General features: G+C 50.5%; 24 protein-coding genes, 1 tRNA gene and 1 pseudogene. 12 read left to right on the forward strand and 14 right to left on the reverse strand.

Features of this window, described 5'->3' with window-relative positions; translation table 11 throughout:
* The first annotated feature begins 96 nt into the window (after positions 1-96).
* The 10 genes and pseudogenes from MoGM_RS11340 to MoGM_RS11390 all read left to right on the forward strand — a co-directional run bounded on the left by MoGM_RS11340 (position 97) and on the right by MoGM_RS11390 (position 11,516).
* Positions 97-1,119, forward strand: coding sequence for a branched-chain amino acid aminotransferase (locus MoGM_RS11340; RefSeq protein ID WP_104370160.1), 1,023 nt, complete (start codon positions 97-99; stop codon positions 1,117-1,119).
* 20 nt (positions 1,120-1,139) lie between these two features.
* The gene (locus MoGM_RS11345; RefSeq protein ID WP_104370161.1) at positions 1,140-1,751 is read left to right on the forward strand and encodes a DUF975 family protein; all 612 of its coding nucleotides are present in this window, start codon (positions 1,140-1,142) and stop codon (positions 1,749-1,751) included.
* Positions 1,752-1,760: 9 nt separating this feature from the next.
* The gene (gene trmB, locus MoGM_RS11350) at positions 1,761-2,528 is read left to right on the forward strand and encodes a tRNA (guanosine(46)-N7)-methyltransferase TrmB (protein WP_104370162.1); all 768 of its coding nucleotides are present in this window, start codon (positions 1,761-1,763) and stop codon (positions 2,526-2,528) included.
* Positions 2,529-2,712: 184 nt separating this feature from the next.
* Positions 2,713-3,816 (forward strand): Mrp/NBP35 family ATP-binding protein, encoded by a 1,104-nt coding sequence (locus MoGM_RS11355; protein WP_104370198.1) that lies wholly within the window; start codon positions 2,713-2,715, stop codon positions 3,814-3,816.
* A 719-nt stretch (positions 3,817-4,535) separates the two neighbouring features.
* Positions 4,536-5,483 carry a Gfo/Idh/MocA family protein gene (locus MoGM_RS11365; protein WP_104370164.1) on the forward strand — a complete coding sequence of 316 codons (948 nt, stop codon included), beginning with the start codon at positions 4,536-4,538 and terminating at the stop codon, positions 5,481-5,483.
* An 80-nt stretch (positions 5,484-5,563) separates the two neighbouring features.
* Positions 5,564-6,652: pseudogene (locus MoGM_RS11370) on the forward strand (DegT/DnrJ/EryC1/StrS family aminotransferase); the annotation flags it as partial.
* 154 nt (positions 6,653-6,806) lie between these two features.
* Positions 6,807-7,385: an acyltransferase gene (locus tag MoGM_RS11375; protein WP_104370165.1), complete on the forward strand. Its 579-nt coding sequence runs from the start codon at positions 6,807-6,809 to the stop codon at positions 7,383-7,385.
* Complete coding sequence (locus MoGM_RS11380) at positions 7,369-8,652, forward strand: nucleotide sugar dehydrogenase (protein ID WP_104370166.1); 1,284 nt, start codon at positions 7,369-7,371, stop codon at positions 8,650-8,652. Before MoGM_RS11375 ends, MoGM_RS11380 begins: the two co-directional genes overlap by 17 nt.
* Positions 8,653-8,738: 86 nt before the next feature.
* Entirely contained in the window at positions 8,739-10,262 is a 1,524-nt protein-coding gene (locus MoGM_RS11385; RefSeq protein WP_158249606.1) for an oligosaccharide flippase family protein, read from the forward strand.
* Between the two features lie 27 nt (positions 10,263-10,289).
* Positions 10,290-11,516 (forward strand): glycosyltransferase, encoded by a 1,227-nt coding sequence (locus MoGM_RS11390; RefSeq protein ID WP_104370168.1) that lies wholly within the window; start codon positions 10,290-10,292, stop codon positions 11,514-11,516.
* 213 nt (positions 11,517-11,729) lie between these two features.
* Here MoGM_RS11390 and MoGM_RS11395 read toward each other — a convergent pair whose 3' ends face one another.
* The 14 genes from MoGM_RS11395 to MoGM_RS11465 form a co-directional block, all read right to left on the reverse strand.
* Positions 11,730-13,007, reverse strand: a complete 1,278-nt coding sequence (locus MoGM_RS11395; RefSeq protein ID WP_104370199.1) for an ABC transporter permease — start codon at positions 13,005-13,007, stop codon at positions 11,730-11,732.
* 4 nt (positions 13,008-13,011) lie between these two features.
* Positions 13,012-14,190, reverse strand: a complete 1,179-nt coding sequence (locus tag MoGM_RS11400) for an ABC transporter permease (protein ID WP_104370169.1) — start codon at positions 14,188-14,190, stop codon at positions 13,012-13,014.
* A 22-nt stretch (positions 14,191-14,212) separates the two neighbouring features.
* The gene (locus tag MoGM_RS11405) at positions 14,213-15,202 is read right to left on the reverse strand and encodes an HlyD family secretion protein (protein ID WP_104370170.1); all 990 of its coding nucleotides are present in this window, start codon (positions 15,200-15,202) and stop codon (positions 14,213-14,215) included.
* 29 nt (positions 15,203-15,231) lie between these two features.
* Complete coding sequence (locus MoGM_RS11410) at positions 15,232-16,749, reverse strand: TolC family protein (protein WP_104370200.1); 1,518 nt, start codon at positions 16,747-16,749, stop codon at positions 15,232-15,234.
* Between the two features lie 17 nt (positions 16,750-16,766).
* The gene (locus MoGM_RS11415; RefSeq protein WP_104370171.1) at positions 16,767-17,642 is read right to left on the reverse strand and encodes a hypothetical protein; all 876 of its coding nucleotides are present in this window, start codon (positions 17,640-17,642) and stop codon (positions 16,767-16,769) included.
* 339 nt (positions 17,643-17,981) lie between these two features.
* Positions 17,982-18,470 (reverse strand): Lrp/AsnC family transcriptional regulator, encoded by a 489-nt coding sequence (locus MoGM_RS11420; RefSeq protein WP_104370172.1) that lies wholly within the window; start codon positions 18,468-18,470, stop codon positions 17,982-17,984.
* 91 nt (positions 18,471-18,561) lie between these two features.
* Positions 18,562-19,029, reverse strand: a complete 468-nt coding sequence (locus MoGM_RS11425; RefSeq protein ID WP_104370173.1) for a biopolymer transporter ExbD — start codon at positions 19,027-19,029, stop codon at positions 18,562-18,564.
* A complete protein-coding gene (locus MoGM_RS11430; protein WP_104370174.1) occupies positions 19,026-19,544 on the reverse strand; it encodes a biopolymer transporter ExbD in 519 nt (172 codons plus the stop codon). The genes MoGM_RS11425 and MoGM_RS11430 overlap by 4 nt, the downstream gene beginning before the upstream one ends.
* A gap of 3 nt (positions 19,545-19,547) precedes the next feature.
* A complete protein-coding gene (locus MoGM_RS11435) occupies positions 19,548-20,078 on the reverse strand; it encodes a hypothetical protein (protein ID WP_104370175.1) in 531 nt (176 codons plus the stop codon).
* The gene (locus MoGM_RS11440) at positions 20,062-20,922 is read right to left on the reverse strand and encodes a MotA/TolQ/ExbB proton channel family protein (protein WP_104370176.1); all 861 of its coding nucleotides are present in this window, start codon (positions 20,920-20,922) and stop codon (positions 20,062-20,064) included. The genes MoGM_RS11435 and MoGM_RS11440 overlap by 17 nt, the downstream gene beginning before the upstream one ends.
* 49 nt (positions 20,923-20,971) lie before the next feature.
* Positions 20,972-21,059: transfer RNA gene (locus MoGM_RS11445), tRNA-Ser, on the reverse strand.
* 854 nt (positions 21,060-21,913) lie between these two features.
* Positions 21,914-22,690, reverse strand: a complete 777-nt coding sequence (locus MoGM_RS11455; protein ID WP_104370178.1) for a TatD family hydrolase — start codon at positions 22,688-22,690, stop codon at positions 21,914-21,916.
* A gap of 57 nt (positions 22,691-22,747) precedes the next feature.
* Positions 22,748-23,722, reverse strand: a complete 975-nt coding sequence (locus tag MoGM_RS11460) for a polyprenyl synthetase family protein (RefSeq protein ID WP_104370179.1) — start codon at positions 23,720-23,722, stop codon at positions 22,748-22,750.
* 21 nt (positions 23,723-23,743) lie between these two features.
* Positions 23,744-24,466 (reverse strand): energy transducer TonB, encoded by a 723-nt coding sequence (locus MoGM_RS11465; protein WP_104370180.1) that lies wholly within the window; start codon positions 24,464-24,466, stop codon positions 23,744-23,746.
* A 124-nt stretch (positions 24,467-24,590) separates the two neighbouring features.
* Here MoGM_RS11465 and porQ point away from each other — a divergent pair, with 124 nt between their 5' ends.
* Together porQ and cmk are read left to right on the forward strand one after the other, a co-directional pair.
* Entirely contained in the window at positions 24,591-25,535 is a 945-nt protein-coding gene (gene porQ / locus MoGM_RS11470) for a type IX secretion system protein PorQ (protein ID WP_104370181.1), read from the forward strand.
* Between the two features lie 104 nt (positions 25,536-25,639).
* A complete protein-coding gene (gene cmk / locus MoGM_RS11475) occupies positions 25,640-26,335 on the forward strand; it encodes a (d)CMP kinase (RefSeq protein ID WP_104370201.1) in 696 nt (231 codons plus the stop codon).
* The last annotated feature ends 94 nt before the right edge of the window (positions 26,336-26,429 follow it).

A 26,429-nucleotide genomic window follows, 5' to 3' on the forward strand; every position in this document is an offset into this window, starting at 1 on the left:
GATAAACCTCATCTACGGCCGCTTCAAGTAAACCGTACTGCGTGCCGCCGGGATTATCATCGCACATTAACGACATAAAAAAGAGTCTGAACAATAATGAAGAACTTAGATTGGGCCAACCTTTCGTTCGGCTATATGCCGACAGATTACAACGTTCGATGCTACTATCGTGACGGCAAATGGGGCGAAGTGGAGATTTGCTCCGACGAATACATCAACATGCACATGGCCGCCACATGCCTGCACTACGGCCAGGAGGCGTTCGAGGGACTGAAAGCATACCGCTGTCCCGATGGCAAGGTACGTGTGTTCCGTATGGACGAGAACGCCGCGAGACTGCAAGGCACATGCCGCGGCATAATGATGCCCGAGGTTCCGGCCGAGCTTTTCGAGCGGATGGTGCGCCAGGTTATATGTCTCAATCAGGAATACATACCTACCTATGAGAGCGGAGCTACACTGTATATCCGTCCTCTGCTCATCGGTATGTCGGCACAGGTGGGCGTCCATCCCGCCACGGAATACCTGTTCCTCATCTTCGTGACTCCCGTCGGCCCGTATTTCAAAGGCGGGTTTGCCACAAACCCGTATGTAATCATCCGCGATTACGACCGCTCGGCACCGCTCGGCACGGGTATGTACAAGGTGGGCGGCAACTATGCTGCCAGCCTCCGTGCCAATCACATCGCCCATGAGAAAGGTTATGCCTGCGAGTTCTATCTCGACGCAAAGGAAAAGAAATACATGGACGAATGCGGAGCGGCCAACTTCTTCGGCATAAAAAACAACACATACGTCACCCCGAAATCGTCGAGCATACTGCCGAGCATCACCAACAAGAGCCTCATGCAACTGGCAGAGGACTTCGGCATGACCGTGGAACAACGGCAGATACCGGAAGAAGAGCTCGCCACATTCGAGGAAGCGGGAGCCTGCGGCACGGCCGCCGTAATATCACCGATATCATATATCGACGATCTCGACACCGGAACGCGCTACACTTTCAGCCGTGACGGCAAGCCGGGGCCAGTATCCACAAGGCTTTATAACCACCTGAGGGCAATCCAATACGGTACCGAAGAAGATAAACACGGCTGGACAACAGTCATCATAGAATAACAAATTAAAAAATTATCACCATGTTAACAAGTACACAGTACAAGAATTTGGCGCTGCAATCACTTAACAGCAAGTGGGGCAAAGGCGCAATCGTGACATTCATCTACCTTGCCGTTTCTGGCGCATTGTCTTCTTTCGATTTTATCAAGGAAGGCTTGGGTTCCGTTATCTCTCTTTTGGTCGGATTGCCCCTCGCATACGGTCTCTACTGCTTCTTCCTCGGGATAAGCCGCGACGAACCTGTGACAAACGGTAATCTGTTCGACGGTTTCAAAGATTTCAAAAGGATATTCCTCACCACTTTATTGCAGAACATATACACATTGCTGTGGACTTTGCTTCTCATAGTTCCCGGAATAATAAAGAGCTATTCTTACGCCATGACACCGTATGTGCTCAAAGACAACCCTGAGTTGAGCAACAACGCTGCCATCGAGGAGAGTATGAGAATGATGGAAGGTAAGAAAATGAAGCTGTTCCTGCTCGACCTGAGCTTCATCGGATGGGCCATTCTCTCTGTCCTGACACTCTGTATCGGTTTCCTTTTCCTCATTCCTTACATATATACGGCACGCGCCCACTTCTATGAGGACGCGAAGAAAGAGATTGCCGAAGTCGGAGCCATTGACTGATAAGCGCAGATGAGCAAAGGAAAATTAGAGAAATTCGCCGACATGGCGAAGTACGAGAACGTGTTCCAATACCCCTATTCGGTAATGGAACACGTTCCTTTTGAGCAGAAAGGCAAGTGGAGAGACTATTTCGGGAACGATAATCCGATAGTACTGGAACTTGGTTGCGGCAAGGGCGAGTATACCGTGGAACTGGCCAAGCTCTATCCCGACATGAACTTCATAGGCGTAGACATAAAGGGAGCGCGCATGTGGACAGGAGCCACGCAGGCTCTCGACGAGCGACTGGCCAACGTGGCTTTCCTGCGCACCAACATCGAAATCATCGATCGCTTCTTCGGTGAAGGCGAGGTGCAGGAGATATGGCTCACGTTCAGCGACCCGCAGATGAAAAACCCACGCAAGAGACTGTCGAGCACATACTTCCTCGAACGGTACAGACGCTTCCTGAAAGACGGCGGTACGATACATATCAAAACAGACTCGAACTTCCTGTTCACATACACCACATACATGGTGGAGCACAACGGCCTGCCGGTGCTGTTCCGGACGGAAGACCTCTATCATACCGATGGTATCGACGAGCAGACCAAAAAGATACTCGGCATACGCACATACTACGAGTCGATGTGGATAGAACGCGGACTGAACATCAGATACATGAAGTTTGCCCTGCCCGCCGCGGGCGCCCTGACAGAGCCGGACGTGGAGATACCGCTCGACGAATACCGGAGCTACAAAAGGCCTAAGCGGAGCGGACTGGCCACAAGCAAATAAACCGACGCCGGAAACCGACGCCACCGGGGCGGCACGCCCTGCCATATAAAGACAATCCGCCCATTGCCGGATACAGGCATACCGATTTGAGGTATATTGAAACGTAAAAAGCCGAAAAGCGGTGAAAGAGCCATAACGGCACGGTATTTGCCTGCACACGGTAAACAAATAAACAATGAATGAAATGACACTATATCCCAAACTGATTCTCGACGCACTGGCAACAGTGACCTATCCGGGTACCAAGAAGAACCTTGTGGAAAGCGAGATGGTAGCCGACACGCCATCAATCAACGGCATGGCGGTGAAAATAGTACTGCTGTTCCCGCGCGACACGGACCCGTTTCTAAAATCGACGGTGAAAGCCGCAGAGGCAGCCATACACTACCACGTGGGCAAAGACGTGCAGGTGACAATCGAAACGGAGTTCAAGTCGAAACCACGCCCTGAGGTAGGCAAGCTCCTGCCTCAGGTGAAAAACATCATAGCCGTAAGTTCAGGCAAGGGCGGAGTGGGCAAAAGCACCGTAGCCGCCAACCTGGCAATAGCCCTGGCAAAGCTCGGTTACAAGGTGGGACTGCTCGACGCCGACATCTTCGGCCCGTCAATGCCAAAGATGTTCCACGTAGAGGACGAGCGGCCTTATGCCACGGAGAAAGACGGCCGCCAGTTGATCGTGCCCATAGAGAAATACGGCGTGAAGCTGCTGAGCATCGGTTTCTTCGTCAATCCCGACACGGCCACCCTCTGGCGCGGCGGGATGGCGAGCAACGCGCTTAAACAGCTCATCGGCGATGCCGACTGGGGAGAGCTCGACTACTTCGTCATCGACACCCCGCCGGGCACGAGCGACATACATCTGACCCTCCTCCAAACGCTCGCCATCACGGGAGCCGTAATCGTCAGCACGCCACAGAGCGTGGCGCTGGCCGATGCCCGCAAGGGAATAGACATGTACAAGAACGACAAAGTGAACGTGCCAATACTCGGACTGGTGGAGAACATGGCATGGTTCACGCCGGCCGAACTGCCCGAAAACAAGTACTACATATTCGGAAAGGAAGGCTGCAAAAAGCTCGCCGATGAGATGGGAACGCCCCTGCTTGCCCAGATACCGCTCGTACAGAGCATCTGCGAGAGCGGCGACGACGGCGAACCGGCAGCCACCAAACCCGACACCGCCACGGGGCAGGCGTTTCTCGGCTTTGCCCAAGCCGTGGTCACGGTGACCAACAGGCGAAACAAAGAGCAAGACCCGACACGAATAGTGAAGGTCAGCAGACAATGACAAACGGCCGTGGCCGGTCTTCCGGCAGTCGGCAAAAAAATGAACATCCACAACAAAAAATCCGCAGTGTCATCTGCGGATTTTTTTGTTGTCGTGCCATCACGCATTCCCTATATGCCACTCATGTCCCGGACACATATCCATACATCGACATCGGAAACACGGCAAAAGATGATTTCCGTATAAAAAAAATCATAAAAAAACGCTCTCTTTTTTTCTTGAAATAGAATTTCAAAACGCTACACACACATATACACAACACGATAGCGGGAGTGCCGCATACCGCCTAAAGACCGTTTCTTTTGCAACGGGACGCTCCTTGGAACGCGTTCAGCAATTGATTGCACTGCGTTTAGCCGCCCGTTGCAACCCAACGGGCGGCTAAACGCAAGGCAATAAGATACCCGTTGCATAAAAAATATCGGACAGACGCAACATGACTGGCGTAAAATCCAGGTCTTACATACGTATCGCCCTGACTGACAACCGTTTGTGTAAAACAGCGAAATACGGCGATATTTTCGGGCACGTGAGTCATATTTCAGAAAGACAAGAATATAAACAGCATATTGTAAACATTATTCACAATCAAGGAACAACTGTTTTATTTAAGTTTAAAAAACTTTAATTTCTCTCTCCACAAAAGCGTTATAGAATAATTTATAAGTAACTTTGCAATTTGATAAAACCAAATCTTCATAATCTAAAAACATACAGACATGGGCATACCCATCTCTAAAAAATTTGCCATCACCGGAGTAGCTGGATACATAGCTCCGAGACATCTGAAAGCAATGAAAGCATTGGATGCGGAACTGACCGTCGCCCATGATCTTTTCGACAGCGTGGGAATAATGGACAGCTACTTCCCGAACGCATATTTCACTACCGACGCCGATGATTTCAAAAGACATATCGCCACCGGAAATACAGATTTTCTCACGGTGTGCACCCCTAACCACCTTCATTGCAGCCATGTGATAGGCGGACTGCAAACGGGCAACGACGTGATATGCGAGAAACCGCTCGCCACCACGCCCGAAGAACTGCAAATGATGGACGACTGCCGGAAGGCATGCGGACACCAGGTATGGACGATATTGCAGCTAAGGCATCACCCCGAAATAATAAGGCTGAAACAGGCGGTGGACGGCGACACACGGAAAGCCACGCACGACATAGACCTGACCTACATAACGCCAAGAGGAAGCTGGTATGCGGCGTCATGGAAAGGCGACCGCACGAAAAGCGGCGGACTGGTGGCGAATATCGGCATACACTTCATCGACATGCTCAACTGGATATTCGGCGAAACGGAACAGGTGGTGATGCACCACTATTCGGCAGACAGCGCTGCCGGAATGCTATACATGAAAAAAGCGCGAGTAAGGTTTTTCCTGAGCATCAACCCGGCGCACAGGCCGGTGCCGGCAGACAACATTATGACGCCATACAGGAGCATATCCATAGACGGGGCGGAGATCGACTTCACAAACGGGTTTACCGATCTGCACACCGCCAGCTACGAACATATATTGAAAGGCGAGGGCTTCACTATAGAAGACACGGCCATGGCCGTAAAGACACTGCAAGCCATAAACGGAGCCGAGCCGAAAGGGTTCGCAGGCGACTATCATCAGGTGGCGAAAACAAAAATAACGGAGTGACCGGCCACCTTGCGACAACTGAAAAAAGTTTTTATAAATCATACGCCTCAATCGGTTTCATGCACAACACGGACATTAAAATGGCAGACCTGTACTGCCAGTACACTGATACGGCCGGAAGTATAGACAAAGCCATAAAAGAGGTTATTGCCAACTCGGACTTTATCAAGGGCGAAGCCGTAGGGGAACTCGAAAGCAGGCTTGCCGGACTTCTGGACACAAAACACTGCATCACGTGCGGCAACGGCACCGACGCGCTATTCATCTCGATGATGGCGACCGGCATCGGACAAGGCGACGAGGTGATAGTGCCGGCATTCTCGTTCGGTGCCGTGGCGGAAGCCGTGGCCCTGCTCGGCGGCACACCCGTATTCGCCGACGTGGAGGCTGACACGTTCAACATGTCTGCCGACAGTGCCGAACGCATGATAACACCACGCACGAAAGCCATCGTACCGGTACACTTGTTCGGACAGCCGTGCGACATGGCGGCTATTAACGACATGGCGGCACGACACGGACTGACGGTAATAGAGGACAACGCACAGTCTCTCGGCTCGGAGTGCTTTTTTCCGGACGGCACACGCAAATACTCCGGCACGGCAGGACACATCGGATGTACGTCTTTCTTCCCGTCGAAACCGCTCGGATGCTTCGGAGACGGCGGAGCCATGTTCACCGACGACGACAGGCTGGCCGAACGCATGCGGGCATTGTCCAATCACGGACAGATACGCAAATACAACCATCTGCATGTCGGCGTAAATTCAAGACTGGATACAATACAGGCGGCCGTATTGCTTGCCAAACTGGGACATATTGGCGAATGGACCGCAAAACGCCGCAAAGCCGCCGAGTACTACACGGCCGGGCTGGCAGGACTCGACGGAACCATCATCACGCCGGCCACACCGCCACACGGCACGCACGTATATCATCAGTATACGATAAGGCTTACCGACGGCAACAGCCGGGACGCACTGAAAAACAAACTGGCCGAAGCCGGAATACCGTCAATGATATACTATCCGATGCCGCTGACGGAACAACCGGCATACAAGAATATATGCCTGTCGGACAGGGGCGTGACACAGGCCGCCAAACTGTCGGAAACAGTGCTCTCGCTGCCGATGCACAGCGGACTTAAAAAAGAACATCAAGACACGATAATAGGCGTGATACGCCAATTCTGTAGGGGGGGGGGTAAAAATAAGGCAAGTCGGATAAACAGACGACAAGGCCCACGAAAACATATACGGAGACCGTATATTCGCACTACCCGAGATACCTATATCAAACTAATAATACAAACATATTATTACAATGACAGGATATTTTATCCACCCGACCTCAATAATAGACGACGGCGCCATGATAGGCGACGGTTGCAGGATATGGCACTTCTCTCATATAATGGGAGACACGGTGCTCGGCGCATCGTGCAACATAGGGCAAAACGTGATGATTGCCTCAGGAGCACGGCTTGGCAACAACGTGAAAGTACAGAACAACGTATCCGTATACTCGGGTGTGACGTGCGAGGATGACGTGTTTCTCGGTCCGTCGTGCGTGTTCACGAACATCAAAAACCCAAGAAGCGCCGTTTCAAGACGCGGTAAATACGAAAGGACAATAGTGCGCAAAGGAGCCACGATAGGGGCGAACGCCACTGTCGGCTGCGGAATAGAGATAGGAAAGTATGCTTTCATCTGCGCAGGTGCCGTGGTGACAAAGTCGGTGCCGGCCTACGCAAGGATGATGGGAGTGCCGGCACGACAGACAGGATGGATGAGCCGATGCGGCCGCAAACTGGTATTCGACGAGAAAGGAGAGGCCGTTTGCGACGAGTCGGGACTGAAATACGTATTAAAGGAGGGCACAGTGTATGAAGTGGAGCAATGACACGGCATTGAGACGGCTTACAAACGGCGAGACGGCAATTGCCGTAATCGGTCTCGGCTACGTGGGACTGCCCGCGGCGATGTGCTTCGCCGGAAAGTTCAAAGTCATAGGCTACGACATCAATGGCAAAAGAATAAAAACACTGAAAGAAAAACACGGCACGGCAAACGGCAACATACTGTTTACCGACAGGGAAGAGGAACTGGATAAAGCATCGTTCCACATAATAACCGTACCCACACCGACAGACAGTGACAACAAGCCCGACCTGGCACCGCTGCTCGACGCCACAAAGACGGTGGCACGGCACATAAAGCCGGGAGACTGCGTGGTGTACGAATCGACCGTGCACCCGGGATGTACCGAAGACACGTGCGTACCAATCATCGAGAGATATTCGGGACTGGAACAAGGAAAGGATTTCAAGACCGGATACTCACCGGAACGCATAAACCCTAACGACACACGACACCAGTTCAGCAACACACCGAAAATAGTATCGGGCAACGATGCCGACGCGCTCGAACTGATATCAAACATTTATTCGTCAGTCATAGACTCACAAGTGCACCGCGCACCGTGCATAAAAGTGGCGGAAGCGTCGAAGATGCTCGAAAACGCACAGCGAAACGTGAACATCGCTCTGATGAACGAGATGTCAGTACTGTTCTCGCGGACAGGCATTGAAATGCGTGACGTACTGGAAGCCGCGGCCACCAAATGGAATTTCGCACGATACACGCCGGGACTTGTGGGCGGACACTGTATCCCGGTAGACCCGCACTACCTCCTGGCGTTTGCCGACAAGGCGGGAGTGGAAACACCGGTACTAAGAACATGCTGCGGAGTGAACGACAATATGGCGCGATATGTGGCAGAATCACTGATCGGCCTCATACGGACAACCGGCAGAAACCCCGAGGAGGCAAGAGCATTGATAATGGGATTTACGTACAAGGAGAATGTCGGCGACATACGAAACACGCTTACAGCAGAAATTTTCAATATACTGACCAAAGCCGGCATAGCCACCGACATAACGGACCCGCATGCAGATCCGAAAGAAGTATCGGCCATGTACGGCATAACGCTTGCCGCTGAGCCGACCGGCAAATATGACATCATAGCAATAACGGTGGCTCATGATGAATACAAAGCGCTCGATGAGGATTATTTTATCGGGTTGTCGGATGGTAACGCCGTGCTCGCCGATATAAAATGGATATATAAAGACAAGATAAAGTCACTGAGATATTGGAGCCTTTGAGATAAACCAGTTGTATGTTTAAATTCGTCCGTATGCCAGAAACGCAGAGTCTACCACTACGACCGAACCGTGATACAACCGACCGCATGGCAAAAGAAAATACCGGTAACAGCCGCACCGTACAGGCCTCGTGGCTCACTCTGGCCGGATTTATGTCGCTGAGCGTAGGTATTATAACGGCAGCCATACTCAGCCGGTTCATGACAAAATCGGAATACGGCACATACCGACAGGTCATTTACATATACTCCACACTGCTGATAATATTCTCACTGGGACTGCCGAAGGCATACTCTTATTTCCTCGCACGGATACCGAGAGACGAGGGCCTTGACATGGTGAAGAAAATAAGCATGCTGTTTATCGGCATGGCAGCCGTCTTTTCCGCCGTATTGCTGTTTGGCGCCGACACTATAGCCGGCCTGCTGGGCAACCCTCTGCTTGCCGAGAACCTTAGATACTTCGCCGTCACCCCCATACTCCTCATGCCGGTGATGGGTGTGGAGAACGTACTGACGGTATACAAGATGTCTCGTGTGGTGGCTGTATATGCCACCGTAAGCAGGCTCTTCATGATTATATGCACCGTATTGCCGGTGGTAATGATAAAAGCTGACGCCACACACGCCGTCATCGGATTTGTAGTCTCGTCGGTGATAACCTGCATTTCGGGATACATTCTGATAAGACTTCCGTTCCGAAATACGGTCCAAAGAAAGACAAAAACAGGATTAAAGGAAATCATAAGGTTCTCCAAGCCCGTATTTACTACGACCGTTTACGGATTTGTCATCAGTTCGACAAGTCTTTTTTTCGTAGGAAGATACTTCGGCGCCGAAGAGTTCGCGATGTTCGCCAACGGTTACAAGGAACTTCCGTTCGCAGGAATGATAATCAGCGCAGCCACCGCCGTGCTGCTTCCCGAATTCTCAAAGATGCAAAAAACAGGAGCCATGAACCGCGAGTTCATATCCCTGTGGAAATCGGTCGTATACAAATCGCTCTCCGTGATATGCCCGTTGTCGCTCTTCTGCTGCGTATTCGCAAAGGATATAATATGCACCATATACGGAACGGAATACTCAGACGCGTCGGTATTGTTTCAGATCATCACGATGATAAACCTCACATACGTCATGCCGTACAACACTATCATGCTCGCACTTGACAGAGGCAAAGAGCTGGCGCGTGCCTATATGCTGGCGGCGGCACTGATAGTGGGGCTGAATATAATGTCTGTAAGCCTGTCTTTCCACTCCATCGCACTGATAGCCGTGATACACACATCGTGTATCCTTCTATGCAGGGCAATGCTCATGGCCGTCATTTCACGGTCGTTGAATACCACTGTCGCCAAACTCGTGCCGTGGAAAAAGAGCATCAGAATACTCACCGCCTCGGCGGCGGCATGTCTCATCGCCGTATTTACGAGATATCTGCTCGGCAATATGCACGGAATAGCAGGTCTGACGACAGGTTTCTGCATTTTCATCATGACATACTGCTTCATCGCCGGCATGGCGAAAATCGACTACAAAGAGATTTTCCGGCCTATAATATCAAGGATCGGAATATACAAAAACAACATATCCGATGCCGGATATGCCTGAAACAGATATTAAATAAACGACAATAACATGAATATTCTTATCGTAAGCAACTATTTCTGCCCTTCCACAACCATAGCGGCATATCGTATAGAGGCTTTTGCCAAATACCTGAAAGAAGCCGGTCACGATATAACAGTAGTGACGGAATGGGATGAAGAGAACCACATCAAATGGCACGGATGTGACGTTTATTATGTTAAAAACCGCATTGCACAAAGGGAGTACTTGGAAAAGTGCAGAAATCTACATAAAAAATGGACTCTAAAGAGAATGGCAAACGCCATTCTTTCACGCGCACTACTCGACCCCTCGATATTGTCTTGGAACCACTGGGCTTATAAAAAAATCGTCGAGTTATTCAAACACAAGCATTTCGACGTCGTATTAAGCTCATACCCGTTCTTGGCTTCGCACCTGCTTGCCCTCAAACTAAGAAAGAACGGATACAAATTCTACTGGATAGCGGACATGCGCGACGAGATGTCCAAGTTTTATTTCGGACCTCCTTTCTACCGCCGACGTATCCGCTCGTATGAGCATGAGATACTGGACTCAGCCGACGTTACGGTATCCGTGTCAGCCCATCTAATCAAAGACTTCAAAGCCACATGCGATAACGGAAGGTTTCTCGAAGTAAAGAACGGATACGACTATGATGAAATACATGACGTAACATTCCAGCCTCAATTCACGATGTCATATATCGGGAACCTCTATAAGAATTTAATTACACCGTACAACTTGTTCAAAGCATTCCACGAGCTTATGGAAGAAAGGAAAATCCCTTCCGACAGCAAAATAAAAATAGTGGGAAACACATACATAAAACTAAATGTTCCCGATAGTATCAAAGATAACGTCATCCAAATAGACAGGGTATCCCACTCGGAAGCCATCAGAATGTCGACAGAGACGGATGTCCTGGTAGTAATACACCAAACGGGAAGAAAAGGAGTATACACGGGAAAGGTCTTCGACTATCTTGCGACAAACAAACCTATACTCGCGCTATGCGACCCTAATGACGTGATAGCCGAATTGCTCAACGAGACCAAGACCGGCTTTACCGTAGACAACGACGATATTGAAGGAATAAAAAGGAGCATCCTAAAATGTTACTCTATATGGAAGAACAAAGAGGTGCTGCCAAGAGACTGGGAGAAAATAAAACAGTATAAACGCAAGAATCAAATAAACATACTGGCCGACTACCTGGCCGCGCACAAGGATGAGGTAGAGAGTAAAAAGGCTTAGAGAAAATATCCGCATATAAAAAACGGATGGGACGATATTGATGGATAATGCGACTATATATCAATGTTCAAAAGAACTGCCGATATACCGGTCGCATTATTTTCGTTTGATACCTCAATAGAACATGTATCGAAAGACAACGATTTTGCGTCTCCCGAATATCCTTTACCCGATCACCATGCAACGGAACGATATTAAAGGCATGAAAAGACATCATCTGTCTTTCCCAACACCATGCCTTAACTTACGGCGGACAGCCCGCTTATGCCTCAAATCGCGCAAACGGCGCATCAGATTGGCACGCGAAAGATATATCTGATAGCGATATACGCCACATGCAAGACAGAAATAGACCACGACGTGCAGCCATAGCATACGATACTCGGTCACCACATCCGAAAGGCCGGCACCCATGGAGTTGACCCGCACAAAGGCACGCACACCGAATGTTGACGGGAATATCCACGAAACAGCCTGCCAAAACCACGGTATATCGCTCTGAGGCCATGACACACCAGAAAGAAACAGCAACGGAACAGACATGAAAACGACAAGCAACATTACATTCTCACGATAACGGATGAGGCACGATACCGTCATGCCGAAGAATACGCAAGCCAACAAATAGGGCAACATTACGCCTAAAAGGTCTGCCGGACGCGAGAGAGCGGCAAAGCCGAAAATCCTCGGTACCACAAGAGTGAGGTATGCGGCGGTAACAGAGAATATCATCATATAACACAAAGCCTTGCCCAATACGATACGGAATACCCCGCGATAATGCTTGCTTATGGGTATCAGTTCCTTATAACCGTTTGTCTCCCTGGCTGTTCCGGCAGCGAGACCGATGCCGAGCACGAGTGTCTGTTGCAGTATGAGCATAAGAACCCCCGGCAATATGAAATTACCGTAACCGCCTGTAGAATTGAAAATGGGAACCTCCTCATACGCCAGCGGCATTCTCATTATCTCATCCTCACGGTCTGTCTGATTTCCGGAAACAGCCACCTGTATATCGGAATTCATCTCCTGAGATACCAACAGGGCAGCCTGGTATACGGCTTTATAAGTCAGCATAAGACTCATATCGCAATAAACGCTCACTACCGTCTGCTGCATCCGTCCCTGACGGGTGGAGAAATCGGACGGGATATAATAAATACCACGCACTTCCTGACTGCTCATCAGTGCCTTGGCCTCATCCATATCCGTGGCATGACAGGCTATTCTCACATCGGGCGAGGCATCGCAACGGCGAATGAAGTCACGGCTCAACGCGCTATGGGAGTTGTCTACCACGGCAACAGGCACCTCATGCACCACTTCATTGTTGTACACCCACGAATAAAGAAGAGGATAAGCAATCGGAACGATGAGGAAAAAGATTATCACCCCCTCGTCTTTAAATGTGTTTCTCATCTCCTGCCACCACACATAACAAGCGTCGCTTATTCCTTCGGCAATTCTTGATAATGGTCCTTTGTCCTTCATACGCCTATGGTATATAAACATAATTGAGCATGGCCTTCTTCAATTTAGGCAGCACAGCCAAAGGCAACAACGCAAAAACGGCAAGAGCCACTATGTGCGGCATGGCATCGACCAGCGGGAAGCCATTGAATATCGCCTGCTGGTATATCATGAAATAATGACGCAGCGGAAAGAGCCACGACAGAGACTGCAACGCCCCGTCCATGCCCATGACGGGAAACGCAGAGCCGGCCATGGAGAAACTGAGCACAGCCCAAAGCGAACAGGTACTCATCGACAGGCGCAATGAAGGCATAAGACCGAATATAAACACGCCGAACCCCTGAGAGGCAAGCACCATCAGAAGTCCCGAAATCACAATAGGCACCATACCTCCCGGATGCGGGAAATCGAGAATGCCATACACATAATACATATATCCGTATGTGACGGCAAGAAAGACGATGGTCTGAGGAATTATTTTACCGGCCATTGCCACCGGCATATTATTACCGGACAAAGCGAGCCAGTGCTTGGAACGGCAGAATTTAAGTTCTGTTCCGAGCGAATAGGCCGTTATCAGAAAGGCGAACAGCATTATCATACCCGGCACAAGCACCGTACTAAGATATACATTATAGTTCGTCCATGGGTTCGACGGTTGATGAAGATCTATCAGTATGGGCTGCAAAAATGTCTTTATCTGCTCAGGGGTGTATCCCCTCGCGCTCATGGCTGCCTGTGCCACCGATGCCGAACCAAGTGTGGATATTGTCTTCAAGTCACGAAACAGCAGTGCCCCTGATGTCAACGACGTCAAACTGTAATAGAAAGAAATCTTCGGTTGCCGGCTCGACAAAAGCTTGCCTGCCGTACCTTTCGGAATGTATATAAACGCATAAATCTCGTTTCGCTGTATGGCAGCGCGAGCCTCGGCCACGCTTTCATAGCGTGCAACGACCCTACTGGTCTGGAAAGCATCGAGATTGCGTATCAGTTTGCGGCTGGTTGAGGTATTGTCAAGGTCCACTACACCCACAGGCATGTCCTGGGGCTGGCCTGAATCCATGAGCGACGTGAAGAAAAACATGGTCAGCAACGGGAATACCACCATGCAAAACCAATACATCGGGTTTGAAACCATGATGCCAACCTCACGCCGCGACACCATGAGCACATTTTTAATATATCCCGCCACACTCATAACAAAGCCCCTTGACAGCCGATTACAAATCCTTTATGATGAGCGACATACCGGGGCGAAGACCATCCACCGCCTTAACGGGACGGGCTTTCACCTCAAAAGTCTTCAAGTCGTACTGCCCGTTGGCTTTCGTCGCCTTCCATACGGCATAGCTACCTTCGTCTTTGATATAGTATACCTTCATACGAATATCTTTACCGAATGCCGGAGCAAAGGCCGTAAACTCCTCTCCCACCTTCATGCCTTTCAAGCGATCCTCACGTACATTGAACGTACCCCACATATCGTTCATCACCGATATCGTCATTATCGGCGAGCCTGTACCCACCAGCTCACCGACCTTCGGATATATATCTGTCACCTCACCGTCTGCCGTGGCAGTCTGAACCGTCTCGCTTATATACGAGTTTACCTCATCGACAGCTCCCTTCGCACGGCTCACCTGTGCCGCGGAAGCCATCTTCTCTTCTTTTCTCGCCCCGTTACGAGCCATGTCATACTGGCTCTTAGCAGCCCGCTCCTGCGCTTCCATAGCTTTATAATTGGCGTAAACCTCGTCACGCTTCTGTGCGCTTATCACTCCCTCATCAAACAAACGCTGCATACGCTCATACGATTTCTGCGCTATATCCAGTCCGGCACGAGCCTGTTGCCACACCTGATATGCCCCGCGCACCTGCTCGGCGCGCGCTCCGGCGTTTGCCATTGCGTCAAGAGCGGCGGCGGCATTCTCCGCCCCCTGCGCCTGCTCCATCTTCGCCCGCACGTCGGGAGCGTCTATAATGGCCAGCGTATCGCCCGCTTTAACGAAGTCGCCCTCTTTCACACGCAGTTCAAGAATACGGCCGGGCACTTTGCTCGACACCCTGTATTCCGTCACTTCCACTTGCCCTTGAATGAAATCCGGTTCACCGCCAATGGTAAAATAACCTATCAAGGCCACGATTAACACCACTGCCGTAAATCCCGCTATGGCATAAAGTATGCTGTTGTGCTGTGATTTTGCTGACATAACTATATGTATTAGTAAAATTTGGTAGATTATTGTTCCAACGTGCCGAGAGCCTTACGCATATTAACGTCGCTCAGGCGGATATCAATCTCCGCGTCAATCTTCTGCGAACGTGCCTGCAACCATGCAGTCTGCGCCTCCATCACCGTGGTGGCAGGCATCACACCCTCACGAAATCCCACCTCGGCACTGCGCAAGTTCTCCTCGGCACGCTTCACATTGCTGTCGGCAAGTGTCAGACGCTTAGACGCCTCGCCAACCTTGAAGGCGCTTTGACTTGCCTGCAGCTCTATCTTTTCACGGGCCTCGGCCACCTCAAGTGCCGCAATAGCAGACGCACCTTTCGCCGCACGAACCTTATAAGCCACGTCGCCCCAGTTCCATACCGGTATACTCACGAGCACACCGACATTCCATACTCCGCCGAATTTCTTCTGATAACCGTCGTAAACATTGGGGTTCGTCACCGTATAACCGCCCGTAAGCCCTATCTTCGGCAGGTTTCCGGCTTTCAGCAGATTTACCGCCTGCTTGCTCATGTCTGCCATAGCCTGAAGCACATGTATTTCCGGACGATTATCAGCCGCCGTCTTAACAGCGGTTGCTTCCACCGGAACCGCCACAGGCACTATCTTATCCTTGTCCTCATCGTCCGTTATCAGTTCCGTATCCACGGGCAATCCGCATTGCTGACAAAGCAGCATGCGCGACAGGGTCAGTCCGTCATTGACTTGAAGCAGTGTCATTTCCGCCTCATTGACCTTCACGTCAACCCCAAGTCCCTCGGCACGGGTAGCCACTCCCTCGGCAATCATCTTATATACATCGCCGCGCAGTTTTTTTATTAGGGCGAGATAACTCTCTGCCAGTTTCTTCTTGTGCTTGAGAGACACGACTGTCCAATATGCCTTGTCGGTGTCGTATATTGTCTGCTGGCGTACCGCCTCGGCTGTTCCGGCGGCCATCCGCTCGCCTATATCGGCCATGCGGTTAACCGCCTTGATGCTTCCTCCCATATATATCGGCTGCGTAACGATCACCGAGCCGGCAAAGATATTGCGAGTGTCGGTACGGAAAGCGTCCACGAGGCTGCGGCCTCCGGCGTTGAGCATTGCCGCGGCACTGTTTATGTGCTCATTGAAACCGCCCGCTATCTGCTCAATGCTTGTACCGAGAGCGCCAAGTTGCCCGTTTATTGCCGCAAGCTGTTCAGGAGTCAGGGATGCGCCCGCATTCTGCAAGGCCGAATTTATTCCGTTTGCGGCTGTTGTTCCGATGTTCGACAATGCCGACTTCTGGTCTCCGTTGAGAAGCGATATCTCACGGCTTGTATACATATAGCTCCCGAATGCGTGTATTCCAGGAAGATATTTAGTGCGAGCCGACTTGCGTATGTTTCTCGCCATGTCTTGCTTGACCTCCGATATGCTCATCTGCTTGTTGTTGCGCAAAGCCATGGCACGACAACTGTCTATGCCGACAGGCTGCCCGGCAGCGACTTCCAGCACAGGGAACGACATAAGGAATAATGCAGCTAAATATCTCATAGGCAAATAATTACTTATCATTTAAAGGTAAAATTGCGTGCGCCTATCATGTTTCCGTCTGCGAATATGCTCACGTTGTATGTTCCGCCTTCGAGATAGTTTGTTATGTTCCAATACGTGATGACCGACATTTCCTCTCCCGTATATTCTATGTTCTTCGTCATTGAATACTCTATCTCACGGTTCTCGTAGGCGAATGTACCTCCCGTACTGCCCAGTATAGAGCCTCCGGGGGTCATTATACGCACGTATATGGTGCGTATTCCGTTAGGGGCCGTCACGTTCTTTGCTATGTTGAATGATACTTCTATCGTCTTGCCGTCCTTGATTTTCTTGGCCGGCTTCTTACGCTTGTTTCTTACCACCATGTTGATCGATGTTGCGTCGAGCTGCGACGCTATTGCCACTTTCTCCGACAACGACGCCTTTTCGTTGCTGAGTCCCTCTATCTGGCGCGTGGCCTCGGCATACTGGTCCTTTACTCTGTGATTCTCATCCATCAGGTTCTGGTTCAACCGGTTGAGCGAGTCTATCTGCAACACATAGCTGCGGAGCACCATACGCACCGTGGCCAGTTCTTTTTTCAGTCTTGTTATCTCCCGGGCGTCATCGCTTTTCACACGCTTCAACTCTTCGAGAAGCCTCTGCGTGCGCAACTGCTCCTGCGTGAGCTGTGCCACGATAGAGTCGTTGTTTATCTGAGCTTTCATCTCGCTGTACTGACGGGCAAACTGCTCATACTCGTTTTCCATCTCTTTCTTTTCAAGGTTTGCCAGTTCCTGCATGTCGCGGTTGGCCTCTTTCTGCTCATTGAGATTAAAAACGAGGAATACCACCGCCCCTATGAGAAACACTAAAACACCTATCAAAGGTATAAGAATCTTCTTGTTCATATCTAAATATTATTATTCTCGAAAACGGTGCAAATTTAAATTATTTTGCCGAGACAACAAAAAAATTGTTTTTATTAAAAGGAAATAAGTATTTATTTTTAAGAGAAATACGGAAAAAAAGAACTTTTTTTACATTAACCCGAATATCCGTCATTTCCCGACTGCCGCCATTCAAGCATAAAGCGACAACCCGGCATCACCTGAATAGAAACGGCACCGCACCATGAATAAAAACGAAAAACGCCACGTGACAATCAGGTTAAAATGACATAACGCGATCGGCACGCACAGCATATATGACAATCGCAGGCAATATCGGTCGATATTGCCTGCAAACATTCAGTCTTCATCCTCTTCGGATACCGGTATGTCCATTATCGGCAATTGCCGGTCTATCGCCGAGTTGAACGATATTATCGTCTCGCTACGTGCCAGTCCGAGCGGCTGCAACTTGTCGTGGATGATGTTCAGCAAGTGATGATTGTTGATGGCGTATATCTTGATGAACATGTCGAAATCTCCCGTGGTGTAATGACACTCCACCACTTCGGGAATATTCCTCAGCTTTTCCACCACCTCGTCGAATTTCTCGGGACTGCGCAGGTTAAGGCCGATATATGCACATGTCTCATACCCTATCTTTTCCGGGTCGATGACAAACTGCGAGCCTTTCAATATTCCGAGATTGGTTAGTTTCTGTATTCTCTGATGTATAGCCGCGCCGCTCACATTACACGCCCGAGCGACCTCCAGAAACGGTATTCTGGCATCGTCGGCTATCAAACGCAAAATTTGTTTGTCAAGTTTATCCAATTTCTGATTTGCCATTTTAATTGATATTTACAGGCACAAAGATATAACAAATATCGCATATTCGCAATAAAACCGTAAGTAATATTACGGTTATTATTATAAATCATCATTCTTTCTCTTCCTGTTCTCCCGAATATACGATGTTGAGAGCATAAGATTTGCGCAACGCCTCTTTCACGTCACTTATCAGCCCCATCGGCACCGACCTGTCGGCACTTATGCTCACTTTCATGTTTTTAAGGTCTTCGGGAGACATCCGCGAACGCTCGGCCGCTATATAGTCGGCTATATCATCCACGTCGGCCAACTTGTCATTGAGCTGTATACGTATGGCACCGGCCTCACCTCCACCGGACGAAGCCCCGACCCTGCCTATATATATATGGGATACCGTCGACCTCTTTGCCAGCCTCTCGGTCTCCGAACCTTGCGGTACTGTGTATTTCACTTTCATCTCCACCTCGCGCATGGTCGTGACTATCATGAAAAAGAAGAGCACGGTGAAAATCATGTCGGGCAGCGACGAGGTGTTCAGTCCCGGCATACGGTGCTCACGGCGGTCGAACATGCTCATCTGCCGCCCCCTTCCGTCGTTTCCGATATACGCTGCGGGTATCGCTCGGCCACCATAGTCTTCTCTTTAGTGTCGCACTCGGCATAAGGCCGTCCATAACGCTGCCGTGCATACCTGTCTCTCAGGTTGTTGTATGCCGCCATTATGGCGTTCTGCATGGCGAAATACGTGTCGTAAGTTGCGCTTCTGTCCACGTGTACCGACAGTACGTGCTTCGTACGCTTGCTTTCCACAAACGTCTCGATCCGACGTACCAACTCTTCGGGCGTGATGTCTTCACCGTCACACGTAAGCCGGTTGTCCGCCGCTATGTCAAGCCTCATCATGTCGGAGCGCCTGACCACCAGCTCGGCCTCTTCCTCACTCTGCGGCGGCGGGGCAAGCCGACGCTGCAAACCGCTGTCGCTGTCTATCGAGGTGGTGACGAGAAAGAACACCAGCAACATAAAAGATATGTCGGCGGTGGATGTAGTGTTGAGTGCGGGCACCCTGCTTCGAATACGTCTCCTGAACATTGATCAACATTTTTTTGAGCCGCGACCGCCACGGACTATGCCCGACAGGCCGAACACCACACATATAACGGCAATGACCATGAGTACGGCAGATGTGTTGATAAACATGTCGCTAAGTTTCAACCACACGGCAGAGTCGTACATACGGCCGTTGATTTCCATGGGCTCCGATGAGCCGGAAAGAAACGTTATCAACAAAACAACCGCTGAAGTGCCTGCCGTGGAATACATGATGCGGGCCGAGGGAATTCCGTTGGACACCGCATCGCCGCCCATGCGGGTCTTTATGTCGCGTACAACCGACACCCCAATAAGCACGACAGCCAATACCACGAGGGTATATGCCAGCCCTATCAGTACATCGGTGAACATAGGGGCGTTGTAGTTCGGATTTTCCTCGTAAGGCACCGAAAAGCCGAACAGATAAAAAGCGCCGAATACCGCGGCCGCTGCGACAATGAGCAACAGAAACACGCGACCGGCAATTCTATCGGCCGACATGTTGCCGATATTTGTCTTACCGGCTCTCTTCATCGTGACGGAGTTTGAATTTCATTATCATATCGAGCAGGGCTATTGCCGATTCCTCCATCTGCGACGTCAGATGCTCGATCTTAGATATCACATAATTATAGAAAAGTTGCAGGATGAGAGCCACGATGATACCGAATATGGTGGTTATCAGGGCCACTTTCATGCCCGATGCCACGATAGACGTGCTTATATCGCCGGCGATGCGTATCTGGTCGAAAGCCATGACCATGCCTATCACCGTGCCGAGAAATCCGAGCGACGGGGCTATGGAGATGAAAAGAGTTATCCACGAGCATCCCCGTTCGAGATTTGCTGACTGTACAGACCCGAAAGAGACTATCGAACGCTCTATGTTGTCTATCGGCTCTCCGATACGGGCAAGCCCCTGATAGCATATCGAGGCCACCGGGCCGCGGGTGTCACGGCACAACTGCTTGGCGCCTTCAATGTCGTCTGCGGCTACTTTCTCCTCCAAGTCCCGCATGAACCGTTTGGCGTTTATCTCTGAAAGCGTCAGATAGATGATGCGCTCTATGCAGAAAGCCAGTCCCAGCACGAGAGCGATAGCCACGAGAGACATAAAACCGGCATTACCTTCTATGAATTTTGTTTTCAGCCGTGTATGAAAGCCTGTGCTTTCCTCCGCCTCAAGCCCGTCGTCCGAAAGATTGTCCGCTGTATCATCATTGATTATCCCGCTTGCCGAAGAGTCGCGTGCCACAACCGCCGCACTGTCTTCCGCCACGGTTTCCACCGTATCCTGTCTTGCCTGAGCACTCGCTAAGTCTGCCTTGATCAACAAAAGGAAACCGCTAATTGCCAAAACCGCAATTAATTTTCTCATTCCTTAAAATAAGCTGAATTGGTTTAAATAAGCTGATTATTTCTTTTTGCGGAGAGAGGGGGATTCGAACCCCCGAACCGGTTTTGCCGGTTACACGCTTTCCAGGCGTGCCTCTTCAGCCACTCGAGCACCTCTCCTAAAATCAGCGTCTGCGCCGCATACGACGCTTTTTGCGGTGCAAATTTATCCTTTTTCGGCCTAATTCATATATTTCACACGCTTTTTTTATAATTCTTTAAGGGAAAAGCCGGTTTATCGCCTTTCTTTTATCTTCCGATATATCGGCAAACATATAGCGATAATCCTTGTTTGACGCATGTTTTTTCCTTAAATTTGCATGGTACGAACAATTCAAGGACAAAGAACAACATGACATTTAATTTACAAGACGGGCATCCATCCATGAATATTTATGCAATAATCGAAGACTATGAAATATGATATTGCCGCACGACAAACCGTCGTCCGCGTCTTTGGCACACATATTATGATTTATCGGCATTTGCCGGCTGTCGTGTTTGCGGGGCTTCACCACTGTGTGAAGCCCCGCAAACACGTTTATACATGAATGGATATTTATGCAAAAACACATTTTTGCCACTCACATCCGGCTATCCGTTCCATTGCGTTTAGACGCTAAACGGCTTCCGTTTAGCGTCTAAACGCAATGCAACCGGTATCTAAACGCAACATAACGGGATACCGAATACATGAACATGCCCCGCTCACCATCATCTGCCGGCAAAACAAGGTCACAACAACAGGAAACATATCATTTATCAATGTTCGGAACACCGCTTTACATCCAGTCTTGCATAAATATGCATTCCGGAAGAGAACGGTTTTGCAGGAATTATGTTTACAAAAGAAAACGAACGAAGTTCCGGAGGGTTATGTGACAATACGAAACGACATTTCCTTAAAGCAAATAAACGCATTTCAGTATCGAAAGTTCCGCATGCCGGCGCATACATGTAAAAAAGAGACAGTCTTATTTGTCTATAAACCGAAATATACGCTCAGCATTGGCAGTTGTGGCACGGGCAATATCTTCCTCGCCGACTCCGTAGCACTCGGCCATCTTTCGAAGTACATACAGCGTATACGCACTCTCATTGCGCTTGCCGCGCATCGGCACGGGAGCCATGTAAGGACTGTCTGTCTCGAGGACGACCCTGCCGAGCGGCACAGATGGGAGCACATCGGGCAGATTGCTCTTCTTGAACGTCAGCACACCGCCTATTCCGAGAGCGAAACGTTCGAAACGCAACAGTTCGGCGGCCTCATGGGCATTGCCGGTAAAGCAGTGGAAAACGCCTCCCGGCAGTTCTTTCTCGTACCTGCGCAGCATGGCCACCATCTCGTTCTGCGCCTTGCGGCAGTGAATCATCAGCGGAAGGCCGTACTCTATCGACCAGCACACCTGCTCCTCGAAAGCGGCAAGCTGCTCCCTCTCGTACTCACGGCTCCAATAATAATCGAGACCAACCTCGCCGACAGCTATATAACAGTCGGGCAACAACGCCTTTATGCCGGCCAGCACTGTGGCATAGTCGGCCTTCACCTCCTCGGGGTGCAGTCCGGCCATGGGATATACGAAACCCGGATAGCTGGCGGCGAGATTACGGGCAGCGACCGACGACGACAAATCTATGGCGGGAACGAACATGCGCCCCACCCCGGCCTCACGGGCACGGGACACGACCTCGTCACGGTCGGCGTCGAACTCTGTGCCGTCGAGATGCGTGTGAGTGTCTATATAGTACATATCAAAACAATGATTTCTTTCCGACTGCACGCCTCACGATAAATGTGAGGCATGGTCTTACTTTTCCCTTTTCATCATCCCGGCAGTGAACCGGCGCAGGCTCTCCTTACGCTCATCGGCCACACCGACCATGTCGAGATACTTCCCGCTCTCGGCAAAACAACTGTTTATCTTCTCCTCGCACAGCCGGCGGATGCCAATCTCATCGTATATAGCCGTGACGGCGGCTATCTTCTCGGCGCGGTCAAACTCTTTCATGCCTATCCACCGCTCCAGTTCGGCACGCTGCCTGCCGTCTGCCAGTTGCAAGGCGTTTATCAGCATGTATGTCTTCTTGTTTGAAGTGATGTCGCCTCCGATTGCTTTTCCGAACACGGCCGGGTCTCCGTAGACATCGAGCAGGTCGTCCTGCAACTGGAACGCCAGTCCCATCCGCTCGCCGAACTTGTAAAGATTATCCGCATCGGCATCCGACGCGCCTGCCAGTATGGCGCCAATCTTAACGGCACAGGCCAGCAGCACGCTCGTTTTCAGACGTATCATCTCGATATATTCCTCTTCCCTGACATCGCTTCGGGTCTCGAAGTCCATGTCATATTGCTGTCCCTCGCCAATCTCCAAAGCCGTCTCCGTAAACAGGTCGAGCACCTGCCTCAACTTGTCGGGAGCACATGCGGCAATGCGTTGATAGGCCACCACGAGCATGGAATCGCCCGAAAGTATCGCCGTGTTGGCATCCCACTTGCGATGAACGGTAGGCCGACCGCGGCGCACATCGGCATTATCCATCAGGTCGTCGTGGAGCAATGTATAGTTGTGGTATGTCTCTATGCCGCAGGCAGGCATGAGAATGCTTTCCGGATCGTCCTTATACAGATTGTAAGCAAGGAGCATGAGCACCGGGCGTATGCGCTTGCCGCCGAGCGAGAGCACATATTTTATGGGGTCGTAGAGCGACTCGGGTTTACGGGAGTATGGCAGATTGTCGATGAAATCGTTCACCATGCTGAGTATTTCTGCTGATGTCAACATATAGATAATGGTTTTATGTTATTACAATTTAAATACAACGGGGACGCGAACCATTGTCCGGCATGGTTTGCCGTCCTGTATGCCGGCTTTCCACCGTGGCATCATCCTTATCACGCGCAGTGCCTCACGGTCGAGTGCCGGGTCGGCATGAGCCACAATCCTAATATCGGTGGCAACGCCATCGACAGTGACGATAAACTGCACTATGACCTTTCCTTCCTTATTGCGCCGCTTTGCGTCGGAAGGATATTTAAGATTGCGGGTGAGCCACTTCATCATCTCAACCGGACCGCCTGGAAACTGCGGCAACTCGCGCACCACACGGAAATGCTCCGGATTATCGCCGGCAACGGGAGAAAGCGGCGGAACGGCAAGAGCCGCATCATCGTCGGCCGGCATGAAAGGCAGCATGCCGGTGGCATTGCCTGAAGGAGCGGCTGTCTCGCTGTCGGACATGGCGGCATGTTCGTCGGTCACGGCATCGTCTTCGACCCGAAGCCTGTCGGCCGCCGGGTCCTGCTTTACAGGAGCAAAGGCTATCATGTCTTCCTCTACACGTACAGGACTGAGTTCGAGATCGGCGGCAATATCGTCGAGAGCCGTATCACCGGCATCAGACGAGGTATCGCTCACAATGTATTCAAAAGCCGCGAAAAGAAGAGATAAAGCGAATATCAGCCCGAGTAGGAACCCCGTAAGCCGCTTGTTCTCCAAATCTGCCGAGACGCTCTTCTTTATCTCCATTCGTATTTATAATATAAAGAGTTATTTTTCGTTATATTGTCAGTGATAAAACGAATTACTGATGCAAAATTAACGCAGATATTTCAAAAAGGCGTAACTTTGCCGACAAATTACCATAAAATAGATGAAAAAAGTGCTTTTTGCCATAATCGCCCTGCTTTTTCCCGTGCTGACAATGGCACAGGAAAGCCGGACCGATTATAATTTCCTGCGGTTGCCCATGAGCGCACACGCTGCCGCACTCGGAGGCGACAACATAACGATAATAGAAGACGACCCAACACTTATATTCCACAATCCGTCGCTGATAACAGGCGTAAGCGACAAGTCGCTCAACCTGGACTACATGACATACATGGAGGGCGTGAGGCTGGCAGGAGCATCGTTCGTAAAGGCAGTGAACGACAAGGCGACATGGGGAGTGTCTGCACAATACATGGACTACGGAAGCATGAAAGAAACGACACCCGACAACGTGCAGACAGGTACATTCTCGGCAAAAGACATAATGATAGGCGGCTCGTTCGCATACACCCTGACCGACAAACTGGCGGGAGGAATAACGGCAAAGGTGATAACATCGACCATAGCAGGATACAACTCGATAGCGATGGGCGTGGATCTGGGACTGAACTACTACATCGAAGACCGGGGACTGTCCGTATCGGCCGTGGCGAGAAACCTCGGCGGACAGGTCAAAGCTTTCAACGATGATTTCGAGAGCATCCCGCTCGACATACAACTTGGAGTGAGCAAGCAGCTCGGCAACGCCCCGCTGCGCATATCCGGCACATTGACAAGACTCAACAGCCGGGAAGGGCGGCTCATCAATCACTTAGTGCTTGGAGCGGACATCATGCTGTCAGACAACATCTACATTGCCGGAGGATATAATTTCAGGCGCGCCGACGAGATGAAAATCACCGACAGCGAGGGCGAAAGCAGTCACGGGGCTGGACTGTCGCTCGGAGCCGGACTGCAACTCGAACGGTTCAAGCTGAACGTTGCCTACGCTAAATACCACGTATCGTCCACATCACTGACGTTCAACGTGACGTATTCACTATAAGAAAAAATCATCCATCATAAGCAACAAATTCATTCACTACAAGAAACATATTTACTCACTATAAGAAACAAGTTTTTTTCACTACAATGACAACAACGGAACACATGAAAAAGATTACCATAGCGATAGACGGTTTCTCGTCGTGCGGCAAGAGCACGATGGCAAAAGACCTTGCGAAAGAGGTTGGTTACGTATATGTGGACACGGGGGCGATGTATCGCTGTGTCACCCTTTACGCACTGACAAACGGAATGTTTGATGCCGACGGCAACATAGACAAGGCCGGACTGGAAAGCAGGATGCCGGATATCGACATATCTTTCAGGCTCAACGAGAATACACGCCTGCCCGAAACATACCTGAACGGAAAGAACGTGGAGCGTGACATACGCACGATGGAAGTGTCGGACCGTGTCAGTCCGGTGGCGGCGCTGCCGTTCGTGCGCTCGGCTCTCGTGGCCATGCAACAGCAAATGGGCAAGGACAAAGGCGTGGTGATGGACGGGCGAGACATCGGTACGACGGTGTTTCCCGATGCCGAACTGAAAGTTTACGTCACGGCGAGTGCCGAAGTAAGGGCCAAACGCCGCTATGACGAACTGAAAGCAAAAGGCATGGACGCCGACTTGGACAGCATACTGCGCAATGTGCAGGAACGTGACTACATCGACTCACACCGCGATGTGTCGCCGCTGCGCAAGGCAGACGATGCCATCGAACTGGACAACAGCCACATGACGCTCGACGAACAGAAACAATGGCTGCTCGAAAAATTCAACGAGGCGGCACGCAAAGCCTGACAATACAGTGCCGAAATAAAAACAAGGCGGATGCCAGACGTACTGAAACGAACGGCATCCGCCTTATTATATATACGGATTTTACATAACAACA

Origin of the sequence: Prevotella sp. MGM1 (assembly GCF_002933775.1) — a bacterium.
GTDB lineage: Bacteria > Bacteroidota > Bacteroidia > Bacteroidales > Bacteroidaceae > Prevotella.